Here is a 25,380-nt window from a genome sequence, read left to right as displayed (position 1 = left end):
TTTATTTTGCCTCAGTCACTTTAAAGACCACACTCATTCCTACCTTCAAATCTGATATGGCATGTTCTGGGACTAAATGTAGTTTAAAACTACGAATGTCATACCCACCTGTTTGGCGCGTGGTTTTAATCGTGGCGAATTCACCTTCCGCATCAATATTTTTAATTTTAAACTCGACTTTTTGATTGAGTGCAGGAATATAACCTTCTAGAGTTTTGGCTTTATAAACCGAGCGATATTGATCTTCACGCACATTTAAACTCACCCAAAGTTCATCATCTTCCAAAATACTAACCACGGGTACAGCGGTCGCGACCAGCTCGGATGGTTTGCCGTAAGTTTTAGAAATGGTTCCATTGACAGGGGAATACAGTTTGGTTTCGCCTTCTAGTGCGTTAGCTTCCGCTAATGCAGCCTGAGCAATTTCAACCTGCGCATCCGCCATTGATTTTTGTTCAGGGGTGCTGCCGCGTTTGGCTCGGGCATATTGTTGATAAGTTGCTTCGCTGAGTGCTTTGGCAGATTGTTGGGCGGCATACATTTCATCACGACGTTGCCGTGAAATTACACCTTCTTGATAGAGCACGGCCCCACGTTGATAAGTTTTAGTGGCCAGTTCTGCCTGTGCCTGTACACTTTTCCAATTGGCATACAACGTCTCAATGTTTTCCTGCTGTGAACCACGTTCAGCCGTGGATTGCAGCGCTTGTGCAGATTGTAAAGCAGCCAGAGCCTGCTGTTTCTTTGCCTGAATTTCAGGGCTAGTTAACAACACCAGTTCCTGTCCTTTTTTTACTTTTTGCCCTTCAGAGACATAAACTTGTTCGATCCTACTAGGCACTTTGGTACTGATATGTAAGGTTTCGGCTTCTACTCGACCCTGCACTTGTACTTGTTTGGGTTGGTAGGCTTTCCATAATCCATAAGCAATCAGTCCCAGTAGTAATAACACCACAATTGCAACGATGACTTTCAAGAGTCCTTTGTTTTTAGGTTTTTCAGGCTTACTTTGCTGTTGTTCCGTTTGATTTTGCTCGATCTGATCAGGTTTTGCTTCTGTATTCTCTGGATTAGAAGAGGAATCTGGATGTTGAGCGTCAGATGGTGGTTGATCTTGATTCATCATGTCCTCTCCTTTAACGAATGAAATCGGTATTTGGTTGGTTTACATAGGCTTTAAAGTTTGAAATCGATCCGTGACTTTGTAATAAAGTCGCCAATGATAAAATATATTTATAGGCATTGAGCGCCATTTCGCTATCTAAAGCATTTAAGGCATTTTGAGCATCAATCACTTGTGTTGCAGTACCCATATCTTCTTTAAAGGACAGCTCTTGAATGCGTAAATTTTCCTGTGCCGCTTTTTGGTTTTGTAAAAGTAAGCTATGGGTCTGTTGTGCTGAATGAAGTTCGCTATAAGATTTATTCAGCACATTTTCAATTTCTTGTTTGGTACGTGCCGTAAGTAATTCTGTGGCATAGCGTTTAAGTTCGGCAGAATGGATACTTTTACTTTTATCAATGCCTGAAAATAAGTTATAGCGAGCTGCAATTCCTACGATCCAGTTTTCTTTATCATCGAGGCTATATTCACCAAAAGCAAATAAATTTGGTTTTTTGGCAGCTTGCTGGGCTCGAACATTTTCATTGGCAATTTGAGTATCCATTTGCATTTTGCGCACCAGACTGGACTGTTCTGGATAGGTGGCCATCAAATTGTCTAATGACTGAGTTTGGGCCTTGTTAACAAATAACGGTGTAGTAAGTTGATTCACTTGATTGGTTCTGAGCAGATTATTGAGTTGAAACTGACTACTTTGTAAATTTGCCTGTGCATTTTGCAATAAACGCTGCGCATTGTTCCTCGCCACTTCAAACTGCATGCGCTGTCCTTTACTTAAAAATCCCTGTTTTTCAAGTTTGAGAGCATTATCCAAATGGCGTTGCATAGCGTTAAAATTAAATTGACTAGATTTCAGCAATTGCTGTTGTAATTGCACATTGAAGTAAGCCTGAATCATTTCAAAGCGTTGTACGTCTTGTTGTTGCTCGGTATTAAGTTCAGAACGTTGTGATTGGATCGCTGCAATTTGTTTGGTTGATTTGAGTAAACCGCCTGTATAAAGCGGCATGACCATTGAGATAGATGATCTGATTTGTTCATCTTGTAAGGTTAAATTGGCGTAATTAGGAACCATGTTGACGCCATCATGAATAACACCACTGACCCCATTTTCAATATCACCAATGATATTAGGAGGAATCACATTTTCCCATTCATTCAACTGGTTATCGAGTTTCTCATTCAGCGCATTTTCAATGCCCTGTTTAAATGAATTTAATGGCACATCTACTTCGCTGTGAAATTTATAGGCGCGAACATTCAAATCAATCCGTGGTAGCCCCAAACCTTTTACAGCTTCGGCATCCAATTTTGCAGAACTTTGCAGGGCTTGATTGGCCTGAGAGGTGTACGAGTTTTCAAGCACTTGCTGTTCAGCTTGTACATAGCTATAACTTTGGGCTTGTACTTGAGCGCACAAGCCTGTAAAACCTAATCCAACCGCCATGATCTTGAATAAAGTCTGCGTCAAGAAGGTTGGTTTTGTTGTATAAACCTGACGTCTAAATTTCATAGAAAACAACTTTTAATATTTTCAGCTAGTGTAATCGATTATTTATAAAAGTAAGTTATTGAATTGTTTACAATACATTTGTATAACAGGCTTAAACCGCTGATCAAGTCCAAATCAAACCCTAATCTTGATCAAGCAGGAGACTGTCAGTTTGATATTAGCCTAAATTAAGATTTTGAATAGACTAAATCAAGAGACTTAGCAGTTCATATTGAAATATTTATGGGTTCAATTACTGCACGAAACTTCAAGATATGGTTAAATGCCACATTCAGTTTTGTTTCACTCTAACAAAGGAAAAATCATGCGCGCGTACAATTTCTGTGCTGGTCCTGCTGCATTACCCACTGCCGTTTTAGAAAAAGCTCAAGCTGAGTTATTGGACTGGCACGGTAAGGGCCTTTCCATCATGGAAATGAGTCATCGCAGTAAAGATTATGTCGCGGTTGCGGAAAAAGCTGAAGCGGACTTGCGTAAATTGATGAATATTCCTGAAAATTATCAGGTTTTATTTTTACAGGGCGGGGCATCACTTCAATTTTCAGCGATTCCACTCAATCTTTTGGGTAAAAACCCTAAAGCGGACTATATTCATACTGGGATTTGGTCAGAAAAAGCCTTAAAAGAAGCACAGCGTTATGGCGAGATCAATATCGTAGAAGCGGGTACAACGCTCAATGGCAAACTGGCGATTAAAGACCAAAGCGAATGGAGTTTATCTCAAGATGCTGCCTATGTACATTATGCTGATAATGAAACCATTGGCGGTTTACAGTTCGCGGGTGTTCCAGAGGTGAATGCACCTTTGGTATCTGATTTGTCTTCAAGTATTTTGTCTGCGCCAATTGATGTATCCAAGTTCGGTTTGATTTACGCGGGTGCGCAAAAAAATATTGGTCCAGCGGGTTTAACGATTGTCATTGTTCGTGATGATTTACTGGATCAATCTCGTTCAGAGATTCCTAGTATTTTGAAATATTCTGCACAAGCAAAAAATGATTCAATGGTGAATACGCCTGCGACTTATTCATGGTATTTGTCTGGTTTGGTCTTTGAATGGTTACTCGAACAGGGTGGGGTAGAGGCTATTCATCAGGTGAATCTGGAAAAAGCCAAATTGCTTTATGGTTATATCGATGCCAGTGACTTTTATAATAACCCGATTGCTGAAGCGAATCGTTCAATTATGAATGTGCCATTTACTTTGGCAGACGAAGCTTTGGAAAAACTGTTTTTGAAAGAAGCTGAAGAAAATCATTTGTTAAATCTGGCGGGACATCGCTCAGTTGGTGGGATGCGTGCAAGTATTTATAACGCTGTCCCGCTTGAAGGTGTACAAGCTTTGGTGAACTTTATGGATGACTTTGCTCGACGCAATGGTTAATTAAGCGAAAAAAATAAAGCCCTCAAAAATGTGAGGGCTTTATTTTGCATATTTGATATATCAAAAAGCCAATAAACTAGGCAGCTAATAAGCCAAAATGGTAAAAAATCATGGCTGCGAGAAACATTCCAAGAACAAAAAAGCAAAAGGCACCTTTGTCCAACTTAATTCGTTGACCACTAAATTGGATGAGACTATAGCTTTGTTGTTCTCGAATAATTTTCATTAATGAGCCTAATAATTAAATTATTGTGAAAATATATTAATTATTCGTAGTTTTAGCATAAATATTCGCCTGAATCCAGAGGTTGCCACGAATATACTGCCCAATTTCAAAGTTTTTATACAAATGTTGTTTTGTTGCAATACGAATTAATGTTGCAGGCAGATTATCTTCTAAAACTAAAGTGACATCATAAAGGGTATATTCCTCATTCATAAACGTCATGGAAGTTTTACCTACAATATTACCCTGAAACCACGCTTCATCTTCCTGACCCATAGTTTCGCCATATAGATAGGCCACCATTTTAGAAAAATCAACAGTGACAGGTTCTTTATCTTCAGGGGTTTTCGGCTCCCATGCATTAATCAGTTCCTGTAAATTTTCAGGTGCCACGCCATTATGTTCAGCTAAAATATCATTTAATGCACGATGGTGTTTAATTGAGGCTGGATCATCCACAATAATCGTTTCATTATCCGCTACCTGTTCTAACTCATAGGCCCAAGCATTGAGTTGAACCTGATAATTTTGATCCTTTTGATAATGACCATGATTGACAGCATATAAATTATCAAAGGCATAAATAATCGTGTTTGCATTTACTTTTAGTCGTAATACTGCTTGAGTCGCAGAATCCGAAGTAATAATTCGATCAATGGTCGCATTAAATTTATACGGACTTTCAAATGTAGGAAATGCAGTTTTTAATGCTTTCGGTTTATTATTTTCAACTGCAATAATCTGATTCAGTTGAATAGAGGACTTTGCAGGGCCTTGAATGAGCCAAAAAGCCTGATCCATTTCTTCTTCACATTCACAAATCCCCATCGGCATGACTGGGCTATCTAAAGCCAAGCCCAACCATTTTGGGACATCTTGCTCAGGTTGGGTAGATAAAAGTGTCCAATGCTGCGCATGACTGCCAAAATTATTTTCTTCAATGTGAATGATTTCAGGGCTGTTTTGATTTTTCATATTGGCTGTGAATCGAAAATGGATAACTTGATATATTAAATCGAGCATATCTTGGTTTTTTCAAGTCTAGCACTGTAATTATGTAAAAAAATCATCAGGATTTTTCACCCGAATAAATATCCATGCGTAAAACTGAATCTGTTAAAATATTGCTTATTTTCGTCCAAGAGACATGCAGTTGTTAGCATTCAAGTTATGGGTAGATGCAGATGCATTGCCTAAAATTCTGCGTGAAGTGATTTTACGGGCATCTGATCGTTATCAACTCGAAGTGACCTTCGTCGCCAATCAAAATGTCGGGATTACACCATCAGTTCGAATTAAATCCATTCAAGTCATGAGTGGTGCAGATCAGGCAGATCAAGAAATTGTGGAGCGGATGCAGGAAAATGACATTGTCATTACGCAAGATATTCCGCTTGCAGCGCAAGTGATTGAAAAAGGCGGTGTTGCAATTCATCCGCGTGGTGAGGTTTATACCACGGCAAATGTTAAGGCGCGTCTACATCTTCGTGATTTTATGGACACCTTACGTGGCGCAGGTGTACAAACAGGTGGGCCACCGCCGATATCAGAACGAGATAAACGAGAGTTTTCGAGTGCTTTGGATCAAACCATTTTGAAACAAAAGCGTAAAACAGCATGAGAATCCAGAATGCTATCTAAACGTAACATTGTCATAACCTATGTTGTGTTGGTGTTTATCTGGGCCACTACGCCTCTTGCGATTGTGTGGAGCGTGTCTGATCTCTATATTTTGTGGGCAATGGCGTTACGTTTTTTTATTGCTTTACCCATTGCTGCGATTTTATTGTTTTTTCTCAAAGTTAAATTTCCTACCGACAAAGTTGCACTACAGAGTTATGTGGCGGGTTCTTTTAGTCTGATTGGTTCGCAGATTTTTACCTATATCGCAACACAATATTTAAGTTCGGGAATTATCGCGTTAATGTTTGGTCTAGCGCCGATTATTGCAGGACTAATGGCACATTTTGCTTTGAATCAACATCTGAATCGATTGCAATGGCTAGGAATGTTTGTGGCGATTTCTGGGCTTGCACTGATTTGTTTTGCTGGATCTGAGCAGAATATTCAGCCCATTGGAATTGGTTTAATGCTAATCAGTGTATTTATGTATTGTCTATCCATTTTTTGGGTCAAGAAAGTCAATGCCAATGTACAACCGATGGCACAGGCAACAGGGTCGATTTTAGTCTCAGCTTTAGGAGCAATTTGTTTGATGCCGTGGATTTGGCAATATGCACCCACACATCTACCTGAAGCTAAATCGTTATTGGCCTTAATTTATACCGTGATTATGGCATCGTTGATCGCGATGTTTTGTTATTTTAAATTGGTACGCAATATCAAAGCGACGACTTTATCGCTGACCAATGTCATGACACCACTTTTAGCCATGTTGGTTGGTGTATTGGTCAATCACGAAAAACTATCCATGTTTGGAGTGATAGGCGCAGCGATTATTTTAATTGGGTTATTTCTATATTTTTATAAAGATTTACAAGCCAGTCGTAGATTACAAATGCATTTAAAACAGCAAAATTCCAAGCAATCATTTGAAAACGAATAACCTTCATAAAGATTTAGTTAGTCGTTTAATATTTGTTCCGCAATACATTCTGCTAGCTTCACTCGATCGTGTGGATGCAAGGTAATAAAATAAACCCCTGTTTTAAATTTATGATCATCTTCAGGAATGCTATATACCACTTGAGCTGTCACCGCGATATGAAAATAGTTGTCAGGATGACTAAGGGTGATATGAATATAAGTGCCTTCATTTAATGACTCAGATGCATAAAAACTGAGTCCAGTTTCAGAGACATTGACTTGTTCAGTACTCGGTAAGATGGATTGAACGATAGAGTCGTACAGAGAACCCGTAATTAAATTCAATTTTTGATTAAATAAAGATAAGATACGAGCAATTTGTTGATCTTTTTGATTTAATTGTTCTAATTCGTAGCTAAACGCATGATCAATTTGATCTAATTCTGCAAGTAGTAGAAAATAGCGCGGCAAAACAAAACTTGGATCGTAAGGATCGTTAAGCGCAACTGCATCAGAAATAATCTGATAGTTGATTCTTAACGCAGCATCTATACGAGACATGACACGGCGTTCAGTTATACCACTCGAATGCTGTGAATTTTCCATAATGAAATTACCTCGGATTAGATGGTATGTTTAAACCAATCTCGTTATATATCGGGTTGAGATATACTCGCGCACGGCGTAGTAATCACTTTATTTCTTTTATTGCATTGGTTTCCATGATTGGTCTCACCTTGGGTGTTGCCGTACTCATCACCGTGCTATCGGTCATGAATGGTTTTGACCGTGAGTTGAAAAACCGTGTCTTAGGCATGATACCTCAAGCTACTGTTTCTTCAACACAAATTTTAACAGATTGGCCAGAACTTGCAAAAAAAATTGAAAGTCATCCACATGTCACGGGTGTTGCCCCTTTTACTCAGTTACAAGGCATGTTGACTGCACATGGTCAGGTGGCAGGCATTATGGTGACTGGGATCGAACCCAAATACGAAACCAAGGTTTCTATTATCCAAAATCATATGGTTGCAGGGAATATTAATAGCCTGCAAAAAGGTGAGTTTGGCATAGTATTGGGTAAACAAATGGCAGATGCATTGGGGCTGGGTCTTCATGATAACGTGACCTTAGTGCTTCCCGAAGCAACGCCATCGCCAGCAGGTGTTGTTCCGCGCTTTAAGCGTTTTAAAGTGGTGGGAATTTTTAGCATTGGCGCAGAAGTCGATTCGATGATTGGCTATATCGCCCTAAATGATGCTTCAACGCTGTTACGTTTGCCCGATGGTGCACAAGGTATTCGACTAAAATTAGACAATATCTTTCAGGCACCTCAAGTCGCAAATGACATTGTGAAAACCCTGCCACCGAACTTTTATGCATCTGACTGGACCTATACCCACGGTAACTTATTCAGTGCGATTCAGATGGAAAAGGCGATGGTGAGTTTGCTACTGTTCTTAATTGTGTTGGTAGCGGCATTTAATATCGTATCTTCTTTAGTGATGGTCGTGACCGACAAAAAATCAGATATTGCCATTTTGCGAACCTTGGGTGCTTCTCCAGCGACCATTACCAAAATTTTTATGGTACAAGGCACGGTGATTGGTGTGATTGGGACCGTTGCAGGGGCGATTTTGGGCATCATACTGGCGACCAGTATCAGTAATGTGATCGACTGGCTCAATACTGCTTTTGGCTGGCATTTGTTTGACGCTTACTTTATTAACTATTTACCGTCGTATTTAAGATGGCAAGATGTGGTGCTGATTGTTTCTGTGTCTTTAATCTTAAGCTTTTTAGCGACCATTTATCCAGCTTTGCGTGCTGCAAAAATTCAGCCTGCGGAGGCTTTACGTTATGAGTAAAATCGTTCTGGAAGCCAAAGATATTTATAAAAGTTTTACCGATGGTAAATCCAAGGTCGACGTGATTAAAGGTCTATCTTTACAGGTGAACGCGGGTGATTTTGTTTCAATCGTGGGAGCAAGTGGCTCGGGTAAAAGTACTTTACTGCATGTATTGGGCGGACTGGATCAGCCAACGCAAGGTCAAGTATTTTTAAATGGTCAGCGCTTTGACACTTTAGGTGAAGCGGAACGCGGTTTTAAGCGTAATGAATATTTAGGCTTCGTTTATCAGTTTCATCATTTGTTACCTGAGTTTACGGCACTCGAAAATGTAGCAATGCCGCTGATGCTGCGTAGTAATAGCAACTTTAAAAAGGTGAAACAACGTGCAGAGTATTTGCTAGAACGAGTTGGATTATCACATCGTTTGGAACATAAACCTGGTGAGTTATCGGGGGGTGAAAGACAACGTGTGGCTTTAGCTCGTGCCTTAGTGACTAAACCTGCTTTAATGTTAGCCGATGAACCTACAGGTAATCTGGATCGTAAAACAGCGATGACGATTTTTCAGTTGTTGATGGATCTGAAAAAAGAGCTGAATATGGCCATGCTCATAGTCACACACGATGAGCAGCTTGCTCAATCCGCAGATTCAATTTTGCATATGCAAGATGGTTTATGGGTTGATCAAATTAGCTAAGATGAAATGATTTACCGACCAATAACCTTTTAAAGCTCATGAAAATGGGCTTTAATTTTGCCCAAAAAGAATGCCTATAAAATTACATGTTAAAAATTATATTGTTGGGATGGATTGCAGGCATCAGTTTGATGGGATATTCATTGCCTTACCTGAAATCGATCAGCGTTTATGTTATTGTATTTGTTTTGATTTTATGGATGATTTATTTTGTAAAAATAAAAACATGCAGCGAAAATATATCCTTTAAAGCAGTTCTAATCGCAAGTTCAACATTTGTTATGTTGATACTTGGTGATCTATACACAGATCATGCCTTGACTGAACATCTTAAATATAAAGAAATGACGTCAAGAAGGGCATCTGAAGTCATCTATATTCGAAAAATCGGAGAAAGTACAGAACACGGAATTAAGCAGCCAATAGAAATTTTATCTCAAAATAAACCTACTGTTATATGGCTAGCTTATATTGATGATCAGCTTTTGGAAAATATGCAGATTAACAATAATAGCTTAGCGCTAGGACAATATTATCAGGTACAGGGAATCGTGAAGCCTGTGCATGGTTATGCGAATGCAGGAGGATTCGATCAGGAAAAGTGGTTTGTTCAGCAAAACTGGATGTCAGGCTTTCAAGTCCAACAGATTCAGCCCTTATCGATGCAACAAGTTTATGGTTTGGGTTTTCAGCAACATCTCAAACAGCAAAACAATCTCTGGCACAAATTTGGTCTAAATATTGAGCAATTGCGACTGGATTTTCGTATTCAATTACTACAGCAACCCCTGAAATATGAAGCATTAATGCTGGCGCTGTTGACAGGTGATCGTAGTTTATTGGATAAAAATACGGAACAAATGTTTCAGCGCTTTGGTATTTCACATTTATTGGCGATCTCTGGTCCACATGTACTCATCTTGGCGGCATTATTTACATGGCTACTAAGCTCCATAATCCATAAATACCAGCCCACACTTTATTTAAGATTTCCCAGAAAAATTTTGATGATTGTGCCATTTTGTAGTTGTGTTTTTATTTATACCGCATTTGTGGGCTTTGAAATTCCAGCATTACGCACCTTACTATTCACCCTGATTGCCAGTTTATTCTTAATCTTTAAACATGAAATTCGACCGTTTAATTTGCTGTTATATACCGCAAGTCTGAGTGTATGGATTGATCCATTGAGTATTTTATCGGCTGCTTTTTGGTTATCTTATGGTGCTTGTTTTATTTTATTAAATATTTATCAATCCATGCAGCATCAGTCAGATTCAGTACCTAATCTAAGGCAAAAAATCTGGAAAAACAGCAAAATATTGGTTCAATCGCAATGGAAAATTTTTATTGCTTTATGTCCACTGGTGCTTATATTTTTTAAACAGCTGTCTTGGATCGCGCCGATTACCAATCTGATTGTGATCCCATTTTTAGGTGGTATGATCGTGCCACTGGGCATTATTGCAGCTTGTATCTGTTTGCTCATTCCGTCTTTGGGACAGCTACTTTTCCATATCAACGACTTATTAATAGGTCTTTTATTTTTTATTTTAAACGGTCTGGATCATCTTTTTCAGCCTGAGCTGTACGCATTTGCTTTAACTCCCATGCTTTTGCTCAGTTTTAGTCTCGGTATTGTGTTGTTATTTTTACCTAGAGGTAGTATTCCAAAGTCATGGGCAGTGTTATGTATTTGTCCCATATTTTTATTGGCATGGATTAAACGGGATACACAGATATCGGTGATTGATGTAGGGCAAGGGCAGTCTGTTTTTGTACAAGATGCATCTCTGCGTATGCTGATTGATACGGGCGGTTATTATGATGAAAGCAAATTTAGTATTGGTCAAAATGTTGTGGTTCCTTATTTAAAATCTCAAGGGGTTGCACAACTTGATCGTATTTTACTTTCTCACTTGGATCAGGATCATAGTGGAGCGCTTGCTGCTGTTTTGCAGCAAACCAGAGTCAAGCATTTAATGGCCAATGAAACCCTACCACAGCCCACATTATCGTTACAAACAGATGCTTCTTTTTCCAGATGTCATACGGGTCAAACATGGCAGACTTCAGAGATACGCTTACAAATACTTTCTCCTGAACCTGTTGATGATCAAACAATTCAATACAACCGAAATGAATATTCCTGCGTGGTCTATCTGGAGCTGTTGAAGGCGAATGGTTTACGTCGATTTTTAATTATGGGCGATGCTGGCTGGGAGACCGAATATCAAATTTTGCATAAGTATCCCGACTTAAAAGTTGATGTTTTGGTGTTGGGACATCATGGTAGCAAGCACAGCTCATCTTATGATTTTTTAAAACATTATCAGCCTAAAATCGCGGTTGCATCCGTTGGATATACCAATCGTTATGGACATCCGAGTTTAGAAACCTTATCTAGATTAGATGCTTTACATATTCCGCTTTATACCACGATCCAGTCAGGAACGATCACGTTTAAGGTGGAAGATCATGAAGTAAAACTGGAACAATATCGAAATACAGTTAAGTGGCTGAATCTGTACGAGTCATATTAAGTTTTTTGGCTTGTTCACGGACTTGTTCTACTTTTTCCAAAGCATCTTCATCCTCTAGCGTATAAACATTGTCGAGTTCAGGATTCGCTTTAAAGCGCTTATAACTCCAATGATAATGTTGAGGATATCGACGAATTAGATTTTCAATGGCGTGATGAATGACCAAGGTGCCATGTGCATCTGATCCTTCATAGATCGCAGGATCAATCGGTTCGATAAACATGTCAAAACCATCACTTTCATTTCGAATCGCGTACAGAAGAAGTGCCTTGGCTTTGGTTTTTTGAATGAGTTTTGAACTTAGGTTACTTGATGCAAGTGGAATACCAAAATAATCGACCATTTCTCCACCTACGTGTGGGGAGTGATCGGGTAAAATCACTGTCGTTCCACCTTTCTTCAAGGCTTTAAAAATCTGACGAACACCACTTTCATCAGTGGGAACCAGATTTGCCTGTTCTCGGCTTCTTGCTTCACGGACAAATACATCTGCATCTGCATTTTTAACAGGTTTATATAAAATGGTCATGGCTGTAAATTGTGCACACCATGCATTCATCACTTCCCATGTACCAAAATGTGGAACAATTAAAACCAAGCCTTTATTTTCGGCTAAGGCTTCGTGGAAATAATGCTCACCTGTAATATTTTGAATACGAGAAATATTTTTCTGATTAGACGAACCCCAAACACTAAAGAACTCAAAATATGAAGTGAGTTCATTACGAATGGCTTGTTGTGTAATCTGATCACGTTCATCTTCAGTCAAATAAGGTAAAGCGATTTGTAGGTTTAGCTGAATGGTTCTAGACGTTTTGGTAATTTTTAAAGTGTTGACTAATCCTGCGAGCATACGCGCAATAAAACGTGAAAATTGAATAGGCTGTCGGCTAACGAACCTTAAAAGACGGTAATTGAAGCTATGAGTATCAGGTGTCGTCATTATCAAAAAAGTGTTGAATAAAGTAAGGAAAAAATCATCGGACAAAAATATTATAAGTGAAATCCTATCGATTAAATAGTTTTTACCGATTCAGTGTATATAATGGCAGAGATTTTAACTTTTTGGGTTGTTTTTTATGTCCGATTGGCCACCAAAACCACAAAATGAACCATCGAATAGCAATAATAAGGCTGGACAGGAATGGCAAATTTTGGAAAAAGCGGTTCTTGCCTCTGTAGAAGAACAACGTCGAGCCAGACGTTGGGGAATATTTTTCAAACTTCTCACCTTTCTTTACTTAATTTTCATTATCGTTGTTTTGGGTCGTGGGTGTTCTAGTGTAGAAAGTAGTACAACGACTTCAAGTTCAAGTCCGCATCTGGCGGTCGTGAATATTATTGGTACGATTGATTCAGGTAACCAGTCCGTCAACAGCGAAGATACCAATAAAGCACTGAAACGAGCATTTGAGTCAAAATCAAGTCAAGCTGTAGTGTTAAATATCAACTCTCCAGGTGGATCACCTGTGCAGTCTGATGAAATTTGGCAACAAATTCGATATTTAAAACAACAGCATACCGACAAGAAAGTCTATGCAGTGATTGGTGATATGGGAGCTTCTGGTGCTTACTATATCGCGTCGGCGGCAGATGAAATTATTGTCAACCCTTCAAGTCTGGTCGGGTCGATCGGGGTAATTATGCCGAATTACGGCATAAGTGGGCTTGCTCAAAAGTTAGGTATTGAAGACCGCACCATGACTTCAGGTTCAAATAAAGACATTCTGAGCATGACCAAACCGATTAATCCGCAGCAGCGTGAACATATTCAGGCATTATTGGATAATGTGCATCAACACTTTATCGATGCAGTGAAACAAGGTCGCGGTAAACGCCTGAAAACAGATGATCCTGCGATCTTCTCAGGTTTATTCTGGACAGGTGAACAAGCGATTAAACTCGGTATTGCTGACCGTACAGGTAACATAGATAGTTTGATGCGTGAGCTAAAACTTGATACTAAAGTAAACTATACCATTGAACGTAGTCCATTTGAGTCTTTGCTTGGACGTATGGGATCACAAATAGGTCAGGGAATTAGCCAGTCGATTTCTCAGCAATTGCAGACGGAACAGCAGGCGCAATTCAAGTAATTGAGTTCGTAAATATGATATCTGATAAACCAATAATTCACTTTGCGCACGCCAATGGCGTGCCGTCCAAAGTCTATCAAAAACTTTTTGATGCACTTAAAGATGACTATGACATCATTTATGTGCCTTTGATCGGGCCAGATAAGCGTTATCCGATTACCAATCATTGGCCGCATCTGGTTGAGCAAATTGTTGATAGTATTGTGCAACAGGCGCAAGGTCGCAAAGTGATTGGTCTAGGACATTCTCTGGGTTCAGTGTTAACCTTGATGGCTTGCTATCAACGTCCAGAATTGTTTTCTCAAGTGATCATGCTAGATCCGCCGTTGATTTTGGGTAAATACTCCTTTGCTTTTCATATGGCAAAGCTGATCAGTCCAAAGCAAGTGGATAAAATGACACCTGCTGGTTTGTCTTCACGACGTCGGGATCATTGGGCATCGAAAGAGCAAGCCGCTGAATTATTGCGTCCTAAGGGTTTTTATCAGCATTTTGATCCAGAATGTTTCGAGGCTTATATTCAGTATGGCTTAAGTCCAGATCCTGCGCGCGGTGGTGTGACGCTGACCATTCCTAAGGCAGATGAAGTTGAGATCTTCCGACAGAATCCATCTTGGTGGTGGTTAACACCGCGTCATTCTCCACATGTCCCTGTACATTTGGTGGTTGGAGAAAGAAGTGATTTTCTAAAACGAGGTTTTCCTCAAAAAGCCAAAAAAACATTAAGTATTCCGTATACGGTGGTCAAAGGTGGGCATATGTTCCCATTGGAATATCCATTGGCGACATCTGATCAGATTAGACAATTAATCAATGAGCAGAGCCAACAAAAAAGCGCGTAATTAACGCGCTTTTTTATGAGCTAAAGTTCTGGCTTCCTGCTCAGTTCTAAAGTCATTTGAAAACATGGAACAGGTGTCTTAGCACCTGCCTCAATACAAGTGTTATGAATGCAAATAGGTTTGAATTATCTTCAAAATACCGCGATTGACTAAAATCGAATAGAAATTTCTTACTATAAACTGGCGAAATATTTGTAAATAAGATGTATTGATCCTAAATGGATAGAGCTCAATAATAATCAGAGACCACACCCCAAGTGCGGGAATGTTGGCTCCAAATTAGAAATTAGAATAGACTTCTTTCATCAGTTCCTTTTACTCCTTCCTCTGCGAGAAAAATAGAGAAGCTTTGAACAATAAAGAATTTTAGACAATGATGAAAGAAGTCTAATAAAGCAAAAAGCCAGTTACTTGCGTAACTGGCTTTCATCAAAAAAAGTCAAACTTTTTTAACATGCAATATCGTGATTTTAGTCAGAAGCAGAGGGCTTTGAATTTAATAACTTATATAAAACATACATCAGCACAATCCAGATCGGAATCATAATCACGGATTCCTTAAATCCTTGTGTCCACATGATATAGAGTACAACCGCAATAAACAGAAGAACGATATAGTTACTCACAGGAGACCAAAGCGCAGGGAAGGATACTTTGTGATGCAATGTTTTCATTGCAGATCTGAATTTTAAATGGGTTAGACTGATCATCGCCCAATTTAGAACCAAAGCACCCACAACGACATACATCAAGTGACCAAGCGCATCTTCTGGAACAAAATAGTTCAATAATACACAACCGAAAATCAATACCGCAGACAATAAAACGGCTGGAATAGGAACACCTTCTTTATTCACCTTTTTAAACACGGCTGGTGCATTGCCTTGCTGCGCTAGACCATAGAGCATCCGACTATTGGCATACATTCCACTGTTATAAACCGATAAAGCCGCAGTCAAAATAATGAAATTCAGTAGATGAGCTGCCCAGCCAATTCCCAATTGACTAAAGATCATCACAAATGGGCTTTTATCCAGACCGCCTAAATCCAACTGATTCCAAGGCACCAGCGACAGCAAAATAGTCAATGAACCCACATAGAAAATTAGGATACGAATCACGACTTGATTGATCGCTTTAGGAATAGTTTTCTTAGGATCATCTGCCTCTGCTGCTGCCATTCCGATCAATTCAATGCCGCCAAAGGCGAACATGAGAAATGCCAACATATAAAATAAGCCATCAAACCCATTTGGAAAAAATCCACCATGTGTCCATAGATTACTAAATGATGCAGTTGAATCTGGACCTGCTGTAAACAACAGATACAGACCAAAAATGATCATTGAAATCACTGCAACGACTTTAATGATGGCGAGCCAAAACTCGGATTCACCATAAAATTTAACATTGGTTAAGTTGATTGCCGTGATCACCACAAAGAAAAACAATACAGAAACCCATGACGGAATATGAGGCCACCAGTAATTAATATACTTAGCGACTGCTGTTAGTTCAGTCATAGCCACCAGAACATAAAGAATCCAGTAGTTCCAGCCTGCTAAAAAGCCAGGAAACTTGCCCCAATATTTATTAGCAAAATGGCTAAATGAACCCGCAACAGGTTCTTCTACAATCATTTCACCAAGTTGGCGCATGATGAGAAAAGCAATCAAACCACCAATGGCATAACCTAGGATAATAGAGGGACCAGCAGATTGAATAACTTGTGCGGAACCAAGAAATAAACCTGTACCAATTGCGCCTCCCATGGCAATCAATTGGATATGACGGTTTTTTAACCCCCGCTGAAGTTTTGAAGAATCGTTGTTCAAAGGACTTCGCTCGACCGTGAATAAGTGGGACATTCTAATAGATCAAGTGATTTTAGCCTAGCCTGACTATAAAAAAAGCGATCAACTTTAGTTGAACTTAATAGTCGAATTTATCTTGATTTCGATCAATGCATGGACATTTTAAATCGTTTCGTCAGGATTTGGGTCATTGAGAAAACATACCCTGCTGTAAGAAAATAAATTTCTAGACTTAAGTCTAGAGATTCATATATTGGCTTTTTTTACTTATATGATGTATGAAATTAGTCATGTTACATTTTGTCTTAAGCAAAAAATAAATGAAAAGGATAACGGATCATGAGTTCGCAACCACAAATTAAAATTCCAGCAACTTATATGCGTGGTGGAACCAGTAAAGGCGTTTTCTTTAAACTGGATGACTTACCTGAATCTGCACAAGTGGCTGGACAGGCGCGTGATCAATTGTTGCTCCGAGTGATTGGAAGTCCAGATCCTTATGGAAAACAAATTGATGGCATGGGAGGTGCAACATCCAGTACCAGTAAAACCGTCATTTTGAGCAAAAGTACGCAGCCAGAGCATGATGTTGATTATTTATTTGGACAAGTATCCATTGACCAGCCTTTTGTGGATTGGAGTGGAAATTGTGGCAATTTAACTGCTGCGGTCGGTTCTTTTGCGATTAGTCATGGCTTGGTCGATCCGAGCCGTATTCCTGAAAATGGTATCTGTACAGTGAGAATCTGGCAAAAAAATATTGAAAAAACTATCATTGCACATGTTCCTATCACCAATAGTCAGGTTCAGGAAACAGGTGATTTTGAATTAGATGGAGTGACTTTCCCCGCAGCAGAAGTACAAATTGAATTTCTTGATCCTGCTGATGATGGCGAAGAGGGCGGCGACATGTTTCCGACAGGAAATGTCGTAGATACGCTTGATGTACCAGAAGTTGGAAGTTTTCAAGCCACTTTTATCAATGCAGGTATTCCTACAATTTTCTTAAATGCTCACGATTTGGGTTATACCGGCACGGAATTGCAGGATGCGATTAATAGTGATGCTCAAGCCTTGACACGTTTTGAAAAAATTCGTGCCTATGGTGCAGTTCAAATGGGTTTGATTTCAGATGTGAGTCAAGCCGCAGCGCGCCAACATACGCCAAAAATTGCATTTGTCGCTCCTGCAAGTACTTATCAATCTTCAAGCGGTAAAACGGTTCAAGCACAAGATGTTGATTTATTGGTACGTGCATTATCTATGGGTAAATTACATCACGCCATGATGGGCACGGCAGCTGTTGCCATAGGAACTGCTGCTGCTATTCCTGGAACTTTGGTCAATCTTGCGGCAGGGGGCGGTGCACGAGAAGCTGTACGTTTTGGGCATCCATCAGGCAGCTTAAGAGTAGGAGCGCAAGCCGAACAACAGGGTGAAAAATGGGTAGTGAAAAAGGCCATCATGAGTCGCAGTGCGCGTGTATTAATGGAAGGCTGGGTACGCGTTCCATCAGATAGTTTCTAATAAAAACATGCTTTTAAAAGCAGCTCATCTGCTGCAATAAGCAGTATGAGTTAATTTCGACATAAAGTCCCGATATAGATTAAATAAGCTATACAGGACTTTATCGTTGAGTAAAGAGAATTGATATTAAGTTTGAATTTAGCGCGTTAAAATGAGGCTTTTGAATTCTATGTAACGCAAAAGGCGATTTATTTTAAGATTATCTTAAATACACTTCTTTAATCCTTGTTTAAACTCTCGTGATTTTTCTTGCATAGGCAGAAGTAAAAGGGACTTATGAAAGAAGTCTAATTTATTTGTGAGAATTAGATCATTAAAATAATTAAATGAGTGGATTTTATTGCATATTTTGAAGAAATTTTGAGTACAATGTCCTTCTGGTGGGAAAATATAATTGCAAATATGCTTAATGATAATGATTTAGAAACGGTGTTTATTTTGGGGCAGCAACAATTACGTACGTTGACACCTCTAATCTCCAAGGAATCTATACAAAGTTCAGTACCCACTCTGTCTTTATTGGATAAATTACCTGTTCCTGCATTTATTTTAAGTAGTGATGGCATTTTTCTAAAGGTCAATCAGTTATTTGCCGATATCTATGCTAGTGATGCTTTATATATGCAAGGCAAGTCGATCAATAGCTTTATTGACAATATTGAATCTGAAATATCCGCTATACTTGAACAATTTGAGCATAATGACGGACATTATGAAAAAGAACTCTATGTAAAGGGTCATTTTTATAATACGTATTGCCGAGCCTTAAAAAACGATAATGAGCAAATTATCGCGTTGATGACGGTTTGGGCGGAAGTGACTAAATTAAAACGCCGAGAGCGAGTACTCGAACTTAATAATCTACGTTTACAGGAATATCTGTATGTTGATGCGATTACTGGTGCTGCCAATCGCTTGGCACTGGAACAATGGTTAAGTGAAACTCAATCCGAGCAAAAAAAGACCCCTTTTTATGCCTTGATGTTTGATCTGGATGATTTTAAAAAATTCAATCAGACGTATAGCTATAGTCAGGGAGACATTGTTTTAAAAGAAATTGCAGAACTTTTACAAAGTTATTTAAATCCCAAAGAAAGTATGCTGTATCGACTAAATTCTGCTCAATTTGTCATTGTTATGCCTAACGCCTCAGAACTTACGGCTTATACATTGGCAGAGCGTTTGCGCATTGCAATTTATGATGCTGCATATTTTTTTGAAGAAGGTGTTCATGATCGCCTTACTGCAACGGTTGCGATTTACAAACCTTCATTTCAAGAATCGACGTCATTTTCTGAAATTGAATCGCGTTTATGTTTTGCGATCAAGAATGTCAAAGTCCGAGAAAAGAATAAAAGCATTTCATTAGAATGATCCATTGCATAAAATTTTGATTAAGGTTTTATCAAGTTTAAATTTTATGTAAAACAGATACATCTGTCACATTTTAGTTGATGAAAAAAGTTTAAGCCTGATATGAATATGTTATCTTTGTGGGCAACTCATCAGATCGCGCTTGGGCGTGTAAAGATCTCTTATTTTTTGTTTCATCAGAGGCTGTCGTGACATCGATTTCACCAGTAAATGCCAATGCATTATTTGCGGCACAAGAGCGTATTCAGCAAGATTTAAAATTGGCCTTAGATGCTTTTTCTTTGGCTGAACCTTTGAAGTCAGCCGTTTATCACGCTGTAATGTTAGGTGGAAAACGTGTGCGTCCAGCATTGTGTTATGCAGCAGCATCACTCAGTGAACATTCAAATTTTGCTGCGGCACGTCGTGCTGCGGTTGCGGTGGAATTTATTCATTGTTACTCATTGGTTCATGATGATCTGCCATGTATGGACAATGATTTATTACGCCGTGGGCAGCCGACTTGTCATGTGGCCTTTGGTGAAGACACCGCCTTACTCGCGGGAGATATTTTACAGTCGATGGCATTTGAAGTTTTGACCAGTCGCTTATTTGACCAACAGGCAAGTGTTGATAGTACAGTTGTACTAAAACAAGTTCAAATCTTGGCAACTGCTAGTTCTAAAATGGTCAGTGGTCAAGTCATGGACTTACAGGCAGAAGGCAAAGCAATCGATCAAGATCAACTTGAGACCATCCATCGCAATAAAACTGGGGCATTGATTCAGGCTGCGATTATGATGGGTGCCGTCACCGCATTTTCAGGCACAGATCAAGCCATTCCTCAATTGCGTCAATTTGGGCAAAACATTGGGCTGGCTTTTCAGGTGCATGATGATGTACTAGATATTATTTCCACTACCGAAACATTAGGTAAAACCGCAGGTAAAGATGAACAGGTAGAAAAGTCAACTTATCCAGCATTGATGGGTTTAGAACAAGCACAACAATATGCCCAATCTTTACAGCAACAAGCGCTTGCAGCTTTGGATTATTTTGGTGAATCTGCCAAAGATTTGCTGGAAATTGCACAGTTTGTATTATCGAGAAAAAACTAATTTTCAGGATTTTAACGTGCAATTCTTTTTCAAAAAAATTGCACGTGTTGAGGTATTATTTGGGGATTATGACGGATTTCGTCCCATCACACCACGAATAGTATTGAGAATATCGGCAGGGAGTACCACGGTTTTGGCATTATTGGATTTCGCCAAATCCTGCATGGCCTTGATATATTGTTCCCCCAACAAATAAGCCACAGGAATTTCCTGTTCACCGACTGCCGAAGTCACCATTTCAATGGCTTTTTGCGAAGCCTCAGCCAAGACCACCTGAGCTTCAGCATCACGACGCGAAGCTTCCAGACGACCATCGGCTTCTAAAATCGCCGCTTGTTTTTCACCATCTGCACGAGTGACGGTTGCACGACGTTGACGTTCTGCTGCGGCTTGCGCTTCCATCGCCGCCTGCATTGTTGTTGACGGTTGAATATCCTGAATTTCGACGGTTTTTAAGGTAATGCCCCAGTCTGAAATATCATCTGAAATGGCAGCTTTAAGCTTAGCTTTAATATGATCACGCGAGGATAATGCATCATCCAGATCCATTTCGCCGACGATAGAACGTAGCGAGGTTTGAACCAGATTTTGAATTGCCCATGTATAGTTCTCAATACCATACACCGCCTTTTCAGGCGTGGTTAAATTAATATAAGCCACGGCATTCATGACCAAAACCGCGTTATCGCGAGTAATGACTTCCTGCGAAGGAATATCTAAGACAATGTCTTTGGTCGTGACTTTATAAGCGACTTCATCGACATAGGGAATCACAAAATTTAGTCCAGGACTGAGTGTTGCATGATATTTTCCTAGACGCTGAACAATCCATTTATAGCCCTGAGGAACAATACGCACCCCTTTAAAAATGGTCACTCCCACAAAAATGAGAAAGGCTAAACCAATAATCGTACCGACTGGCATAAAAAATCCTCTTATGTTTCTTGAGATTTATGTAATTGAACAACCAGATCATTGCCCATAATATCGACTACACGTACACGATCACCCACCTCTACAGGTGAGAGGCTACGGCAATTCCATTCATCAGCACCCAATACGGGCAAGGCAAAACGCACCACGACCTGATCATGAGTTAAACCGACCTGAATTACCATGCCAATTTGACCAATGGTGGCTTCGCGGGATAATCCCGCTTTGGTTTTATCAATTGAAAGTGGCTTAATAAATTTAAACCATAGAATCGTGCAAAGAATAGACAAAATGATCCACATCACAATTTGTATGTTTAAACTCATGATGGGGAAAAGCCACAATAAAACACCCACCATAATGGCGGCAATACCAAACCAAAGGGCGGCAAAGGCAGGTAAAATCAACTCAGAAAGCATGAGAATGATACCTAAAACAAACCAATGCCAGGGTTCTAAAACTAATTCCATAGCGTTGCTCATATTACTTATGTGAAAGATGAAAAAATCATCAGTTATCAATGTAACAGAACTGGGCAAGGATGAATATTAAAATAGCGAAATGAATATAAAAATCAAAAAAATGCTTTCTAGTTGATGGGGTGTAGGGTATTTAAATCAGAGTCAAATACCCTTGAGAATGGCTTTTTTTTATCACTCTTTAGACTTTCTTTATTTTTCTCTCTTAGCGAGAAATCAAAGGGATTGATGAAAGAAGTCTAAGATGAACAAGCTTTAAAATTTTGGACGTGGTGCAGGTTTGAGTGCGGCAGGAGATTGTTTAAAGGCATTAATGACGCCTTGAATCTGTTTAATTTTGAGCTGTGCCGCTTTTTCACCTTCCAAAATGGCCTGATTGCTCGATTTCAAATCCAGTACGCCTAAATTGCCAACTTTAGGCTGAATGACGACATTGGCCTGATTGAGCTCAGTGCTAATACTTTGCTGACCCATAATATTAATGGTCTGATCCAAAAGCCCCAGCATATTGCCAGCGCCCGCACCTGTTGGACGTGCAGAAATATCGACAGCAATGACAATATCTGCACCCATATCTTTGGCCGTTTTAACTGGAATTGGGCTGACTAGACCACCATCGACATATTTTACATTCCCAATCGTTGCAGGTACAAAGACATTGGGAATACTACACGATGCGCGAACGGCCTGACCTGCATTACCTTTAATAAAATCGGCTTTTTGACCATTGTCCAGACGAGTAGCAACAGCGGCAAAACGAATCGGAAACTTTTCAATCGGTTTATTTCCGACTTGGGTATTCACATAATCTTGTAATTTTTGACCTAAAATAATGCCCTGACGATTGAGGGTAAGATCGCGCAGATCAGATTCCTGTAACTTCAGCGCAAGACTCTGCATTTGGTAAGGCGTTTGACCACTCGCATAAATACTGCCAACAAAACTTCCAGCACTGGTTCCTGTCACGATTTTAGGCTTGATCCCATGAGATTCTAAAACTTTAATCACCCCAATATGCGCAAATCCTTTCGCACCGCCACCGCCAAGAGCCAATGCAATCACAGGTTCGCGGGCTTTGAGAGGAGTGGTTTGAGTCGAAGTTTTAACGGTTTTATCACAGCCAAATAGCGCAAGGCTCAGGGTGCCAATCAAGGCAAAATGTGCAACTTTCATTTTCAGTTAAAATAGCAAAAAAATGGTCAAAAAGATGCGCACATCTCAACAGATTTGAGACCTGAATACTAGCGTTTTTTGACTAGATTTTGTAAAGGTAATGAGAGCCAGTCTGGGGTATGTGGTGAGAATTTTCCTGCAAATCGCTGCATCATCTGATCCAAATCTTGTTCATAGTGACCTGTTGGATCAAACACGCCCAAGCTATGAATAATTTTATGGTCGAAATCAAATGCAAAAATGACAATTGGGATTTGTGCTTTTAAAGCGATTTGATAAAAACCACTTTTAATTTTTTCTGCTTTTTTTCGAGTGCCTTCAGGCGCCATACCGACCCAAATTTGATCTTGCTGTTGAATAAACTCCACCACTTGTGCAGTTAATCCATTGATGCGATCACGTTTCACAGGAATCAAGCCAGCCCATTTTAAAAAAGGCTGAAAAGGCGGTTTAAAGAGGCTATCTTTACCCAAGACAGTAATCTTAATGCCTAGTCCACCAATCGCCAGAAAACCATACCATGCATCAATATTTGAGGTATGTGGCGCAATAATCGCAACAGCCTTACTTAAATTTGGAAATTCACCTTCAATGCTCCAGCCTTGCGCTAAAAAAAGGGTTTTAAATAATGCTCGGCTCAAAGGTGTACCCCGATGCGGGACTTGATCAGGTAATTCTGGAAAATGTGGCATATATTTATCACTATAAAAATCCTTTTTTATGATCATAGGCTTTTGAAATTGAACTGACATTGGCAAAATGTAGACTTTACTGCTCAACTTTTTTGCAAAGGGAAAAGGATGCTCAATCCTGTGCGCTTATATGTCTTATTATTTTCATTGTATTGGGCGCAGGGATTACCTGTTGGTTTCATGACCCATGCTTTGCCTGTGATTTTAAGATCGCAGGGAGTTTCTTTGGCACATATTGGTGGGTTTGGTTTACTGATGTTGCCGTGGTCAATCAAGATTCTTTGGGCACCCTTAGTCGATCGGTTTGGTAGCGCTAAAATAGGACATTATCGAAGCTGGATTTTACCGACTCAGATTTTTAGTGTGCTTATTTTAGTGACGTTATCTTTTTATCCGATTGAGTCACTCAGCCAAACAGATTCCCTATTTTTATTTTTTGTACTGCTGCTTTGCTTGAATTTAACTGGAGCGACACAGGATATTGCCACTGATGCATTGGCAGTGAATCTGCTGAAAACAGATCAACAACATTGGGGCAATACCTTTCAGGTGATTGGTTCACGTCTTGGGTTTATTGTGGGTGGAGGCGTTTTGCTTTGGGCTCTGGATTGGTTTAGTTGGCAAATGACTTTTCTCGGTCTGGCTTTGCTGGTACTCGTCAATACCATTCCTGTCTGGTCTTATAACAATGAACAAACCCGAATAAATCATGCATCGCAACCAACCCCAACGCAATTTGCATTGAAAGACTATATTAAGCATTTTACGCAGTCGCCTGAGTTACGTTGCTGGTTGTGGGTACTGATCAGTTTTAAAATTGCGGATGGTTTGAGTGGTCCTTTATTAAAACCCCTTATGGTCGATATAGGACTGAACTTTACTCAGATTGGTGTCTATATCACCATGTTCGGTGCATTTGCGGCATTGTGTGGAGCAGTTATCGCAGGTTATTTACTTAAGCGATATACACGATCAACCTTGCTGTTGGTGTTTTCTTATTGCAAAATTTTAACGCTCTTCGCATATGCAGGTTTAGCCTTCGCTTTTGAGCGGAATGTCCAGATTCCTAATCTTATTGTGTATTTGATTAATGCACTGGAAGATGCGGTATCAGCGATGCTTTTGGTGGTTATGCTGACTTTGGTGATGCAATATAGTCGAAAAGCGTTTGCAGGAACAGATTTCACTTTTCAGGTTGCCATTATGGCAACAGTAAGCGGTGGTTTATATATCTTAAGTGGAATTATGGGGGATTGGTTGGGTTATGCCCTGTATTTGGCACTAATTGTATTGATTGCGATCGTTTGCTTGGTTCCTATCTATCGCTGGAGAAAAATGCTTTAACTAGCTTATAAGTATTAAATAAAATCAATTCATCCAATATCGACCAACTCAAAAATGACTTGGCGATATGTCACTACAAAATCCACTTTAAAACTGATGGATGAGCCTTTACAGATAAATTCA

General features: G+C 39.6%; 22 protein-coding genes. 12 read left to right on the top strand and 10 right to left on the bottom strand.

All coding sequences use genetic code 11. The features are described 5' to 3' along the window. Position 1: 1 nt before the first annotated feature. Together F944_RS10950 and F944_RS10945 are read right to left on the bottom strand one after the other, a co-directional pair. Positions 2–1,123, bottom strand: coding sequence for an HlyD family secretion protein (locus F944_RS10950; protein WP_010588660.1), 1,122 nt, complete (start codon positions 1,121–1,123; stop codon positions 2–4). A gap of 13 nt (positions 1,124–1,136) precedes the next feature. Further along, positions 1,137–2,636, bottom strand: a complete 1,500-nt coding sequence (locus F944_RS10945) for a TolC family protein (RefSeq protein WP_004990462.1) — start codon at positions 2,634–2,636, stop codon at positions 1,137–1,139. Between the two features lie 304 nt (positions 2,637–2,940). On the opposite strand from F944_RS10945, the gene serC reads away from it, so the two are divergent. Beyond that, positions 2,941–4,020 carry a 3-phosphoserine/phosphohydroxythreonine transaminase gene (gene serC, locus F944_RS10940; RefSeq protein ID WP_004990460.1) on the top strand — a complete coding sequence of 360 codons (1,080 nt, stop codon included), beginning with the start codon at positions 2,941–2,943 and terminating at the stop codon, positions 4,018–4,020. A gap of 262 nt (positions 4,021–4,282) precedes the next feature. On the opposite strand, the gene F944_RS10935 is transcribed toward serC, so the two are convergent. Beyond that, on the bottom strand, positions 4,283–5,221 hold the full coding sequence (locus F944_RS10935; protein ID WP_004996412.1) for a hypothetical protein: 939 nt from the start codon (positions 5,219–5,221) through the stop codon (positions 4,283–4,285). Positions 5,222–5,393: 172 nt separating this feature from the next. Between F944_RS10935 and F944_RS10930 the strand changes: the two genes are divergently transcribed. Continuing rightward, positions 5,394–5,867 (top strand): YaiI/YqxD family protein, encoded by a 474-nt coding sequence (locus F944_RS10930; RefSeq protein WP_004990454.1) that lies wholly within the window; start codon positions 5,394–5,396, stop codon positions 5,865–5,867. A 9-nt stretch (positions 5,868–5,876) separates the two neighbouring features. Beyond that, positions 5,877–6,812, top strand: coding sequence for a DMT family transporter (locus F944_RS10925; protein WP_004990452.1), 936 nt, complete (start codon positions 5,877–5,879; stop codon positions 6,810–6,812). A 17-nt stretch (positions 6,813–6,829) separates the two neighbouring features. On the opposite strand, the gene F944_RS10920 is transcribed toward F944_RS10925, so the two are convergent. Next, positions 6,830–7,399: a PilZ domain-containing protein gene (locus F944_RS10920; RefSeq protein WP_004990450.1), complete on the bottom strand. Its 570-nt coding sequence runs from the start codon at positions 7,397–7,399 to the stop codon at positions 6,830–6,832. A gap of 26 nt (positions 7,400–7,425) precedes the next feature. On the opposite strand from F944_RS10920, the gene F944_RS10915 reads away from it, so the two are divergent. From F944_RS10915 to F944_RS10905, 3 genes are all read left to right on the top strand, one after another. After that, entirely contained in the window at positions 7,426–8,661 is a 1,236-nt protein-coding gene (locus F944_RS10915) for a lipoprotein-releasing ABC transporter permease subunit (RefSeq protein WP_004990448.1), read from the top strand. Next, positions 8,654–9,343 (top strand): lipoprotein-releasing ABC transporter ATP-binding protein LolD, encoded by a 690-nt coding sequence (gene lolD / locus F944_RS10910; RefSeq protein WP_004990447.1) that lies wholly within the window; start codon positions 8,654–8,656, stop codon positions 9,341–9,343. The genes F944_RS10915 and lolD overlap by 8 nt, the downstream gene beginning before the upstream one ends. An 86-nt stretch (positions 9,344–9,429) precedes the next feature. After that, positions 9,430–11,886 carry a DNA internalization-related competence protein ComEC/Rec2 gene (locus F944_RS10905; RefSeq protein ID WP_010588658.1) on the top strand — a complete coding sequence of 819 codons (2,457 nt, stop codon included), beginning with the start codon at positions 9,430–9,432 and terminating at the stop codon, positions 11,884–11,886. Here F944_RS10905 and F944_RS10900 read toward each other — a convergent pair. Next, positions 11,855–12,829, bottom strand: coding sequence for a lysophospholipid acyltransferase family protein (locus F944_RS10900; protein WP_004990443.1), 975 nt, complete (start codon positions 12,827–12,829; stop codon positions 11,855–11,857). The two genes, F944_RS10905 and F944_RS10900, sit on opposite strands and share 32 nt — an antisense overlap. Positions 12,830–12,965: 136 nt before the next feature. On the opposite strand from F944_RS10900, the gene sppA reads away from it, so the two are divergent. Next, on the top strand, positions 12,966–13,982 hold the full coding sequence (sppA, locus tag F944_RS10895; protein ID WP_004990442.1) for a signal peptide peptidase SppA: 1,017 nt from the start codon (positions 12,966–12,968) through the stop codon (positions 13,980–13,982). Positions 13,983–13,999: 17 nt separating this feature from the next. Next, a complete protein-coding gene (locus tag F944_RS10890; RefSeq protein ID WP_026039882.1) occupies positions 14,000–14,824 on the top strand; it encodes an alpha/beta fold hydrolase in 825 nt (274 codons plus the stop codon). Positions 14,825–15,294: 470 nt separating this feature from the next. On the opposite strand, the gene F944_RS10885 is transcribed toward F944_RS10890, so the two are convergent. Continuing rightward, the gene (locus tag F944_RS10885; RefSeq protein WP_004990438.1) at positions 15,295–16,659 is read right to left on the bottom strand and encodes an amino acid permease; all 1,365 of its coding nucleotides are present in this window, start codon (positions 16,657–16,659) and stop codon (positions 15,295–15,297) included. A 318-nt stretch (positions 16,660–16,977) separates the two neighbouring features. Between F944_RS10885 and prpF the strand changes: the two genes are divergently transcribed. The 3 genes from prpF (at position 16,978) to F944_RS10870 (ending at position 20,636) form a co-directional block, all read left to right on the top strand. Continuing rightward, entirely contained in the window at positions 16,978–18,165 is a 1,188-nt protein-coding gene (prpF, locus tag F944_RS10880; RefSeq protein WP_004990436.1) for a 2-methylaconitate cis-trans isomerase PrpF, read from the top strand. 402 nt (positions 18,166–18,567) lie between these two features. Further along, positions 18,568–19,539, top strand: a complete 972-nt coding sequence (locus F944_RS10875; protein ID WP_010588655.1) for a sensor domain-containing diguanylate cyclase — start codon at positions 18,568–18,570, stop codon at positions 19,537–19,539. 188 nt (positions 19,540–19,727) lie between these two features. After that, entirely contained in the window at positions 19,728–20,636 is a 909-nt protein-coding gene (locus F944_RS10870; RefSeq protein ID WP_004990432.1) for a polyprenyl synthetase family protein, read from the top strand. Positions 20,637–20,702: 66 nt separating this feature from the next. Here F944_RS10870 and F944_RS10865 read toward each other — a convergent pair whose 3' ends face one another. The 4 genes from F944_RS10865 to F944_RS10850 form a co-directional block, all read right to left on the bottom strand. Next, complete coding sequence (locus F944_RS10865; RefSeq protein WP_004990430.1) at positions 20,703–21,560, bottom strand: SPFH domain-containing protein; 858 nt, start codon at positions 21,558–21,560, stop codon at positions 20,703–20,705. Positions 21,561–21,571: 11 nt separating this feature from the next. Then, positions 21,572–22,039: an NfeD family protein gene (locus tag F944_RS10860; RefSeq protein WP_004990428.1), complete on the bottom strand. Its 468-nt coding sequence runs from the start codon at positions 22,037–22,039 to the stop codon at positions 21,572–21,574. A 264-nt stretch (positions 22,040–22,303) separates the two neighbouring features. After that, a complete protein-coding gene (locus F944_RS10855; protein WP_004990424.1) occupies positions 22,304–23,221 on the bottom strand; it encodes a patatin-like phospholipase family protein in 918 nt (305 codons plus the stop codon). Between the two features lie 68 nt (positions 23,222–23,289). After that, a complete protein-coding gene (locus F944_RS10850) occupies positions 23,290–23,913 on the bottom strand; it encodes a 1-acyl-sn-glycerol-3-phosphate acyltransferase (RefSeq protein ID WP_026039881.1) in 624 nt (207 codons plus the stop codon). 108 nt (positions 23,914–24,021) lie between these two features. On the opposite strand from F944_RS10850, the gene F944_RS10845 reads away from it, so the two are divergent. After that, positions 24,022–25,257 (top strand): MFS transporter, encoded by a 1,236-nt coding sequence (locus F944_RS10845; RefSeq protein WP_004990414.1) that lies wholly within the window; start codon positions 24,022–24,024, stop codon positions 25,255–25,257. Positions 25,258–25,380: the final 123 nt, after the last annotated feature.

The organism is Acinetobacter ursingii DSM 16037 = CIP 107286, from assembly GCF_000368825.1.
GTDB lineage: Bacteria > Pseudomonadota > Gammaproteobacteria > Pseudomonadales > Moraxellaceae > Acinetobacter > Acinetobacter ursingii.
This window is presented reverse-complemented; position numbering and strand designations above follow the sequence as displayed.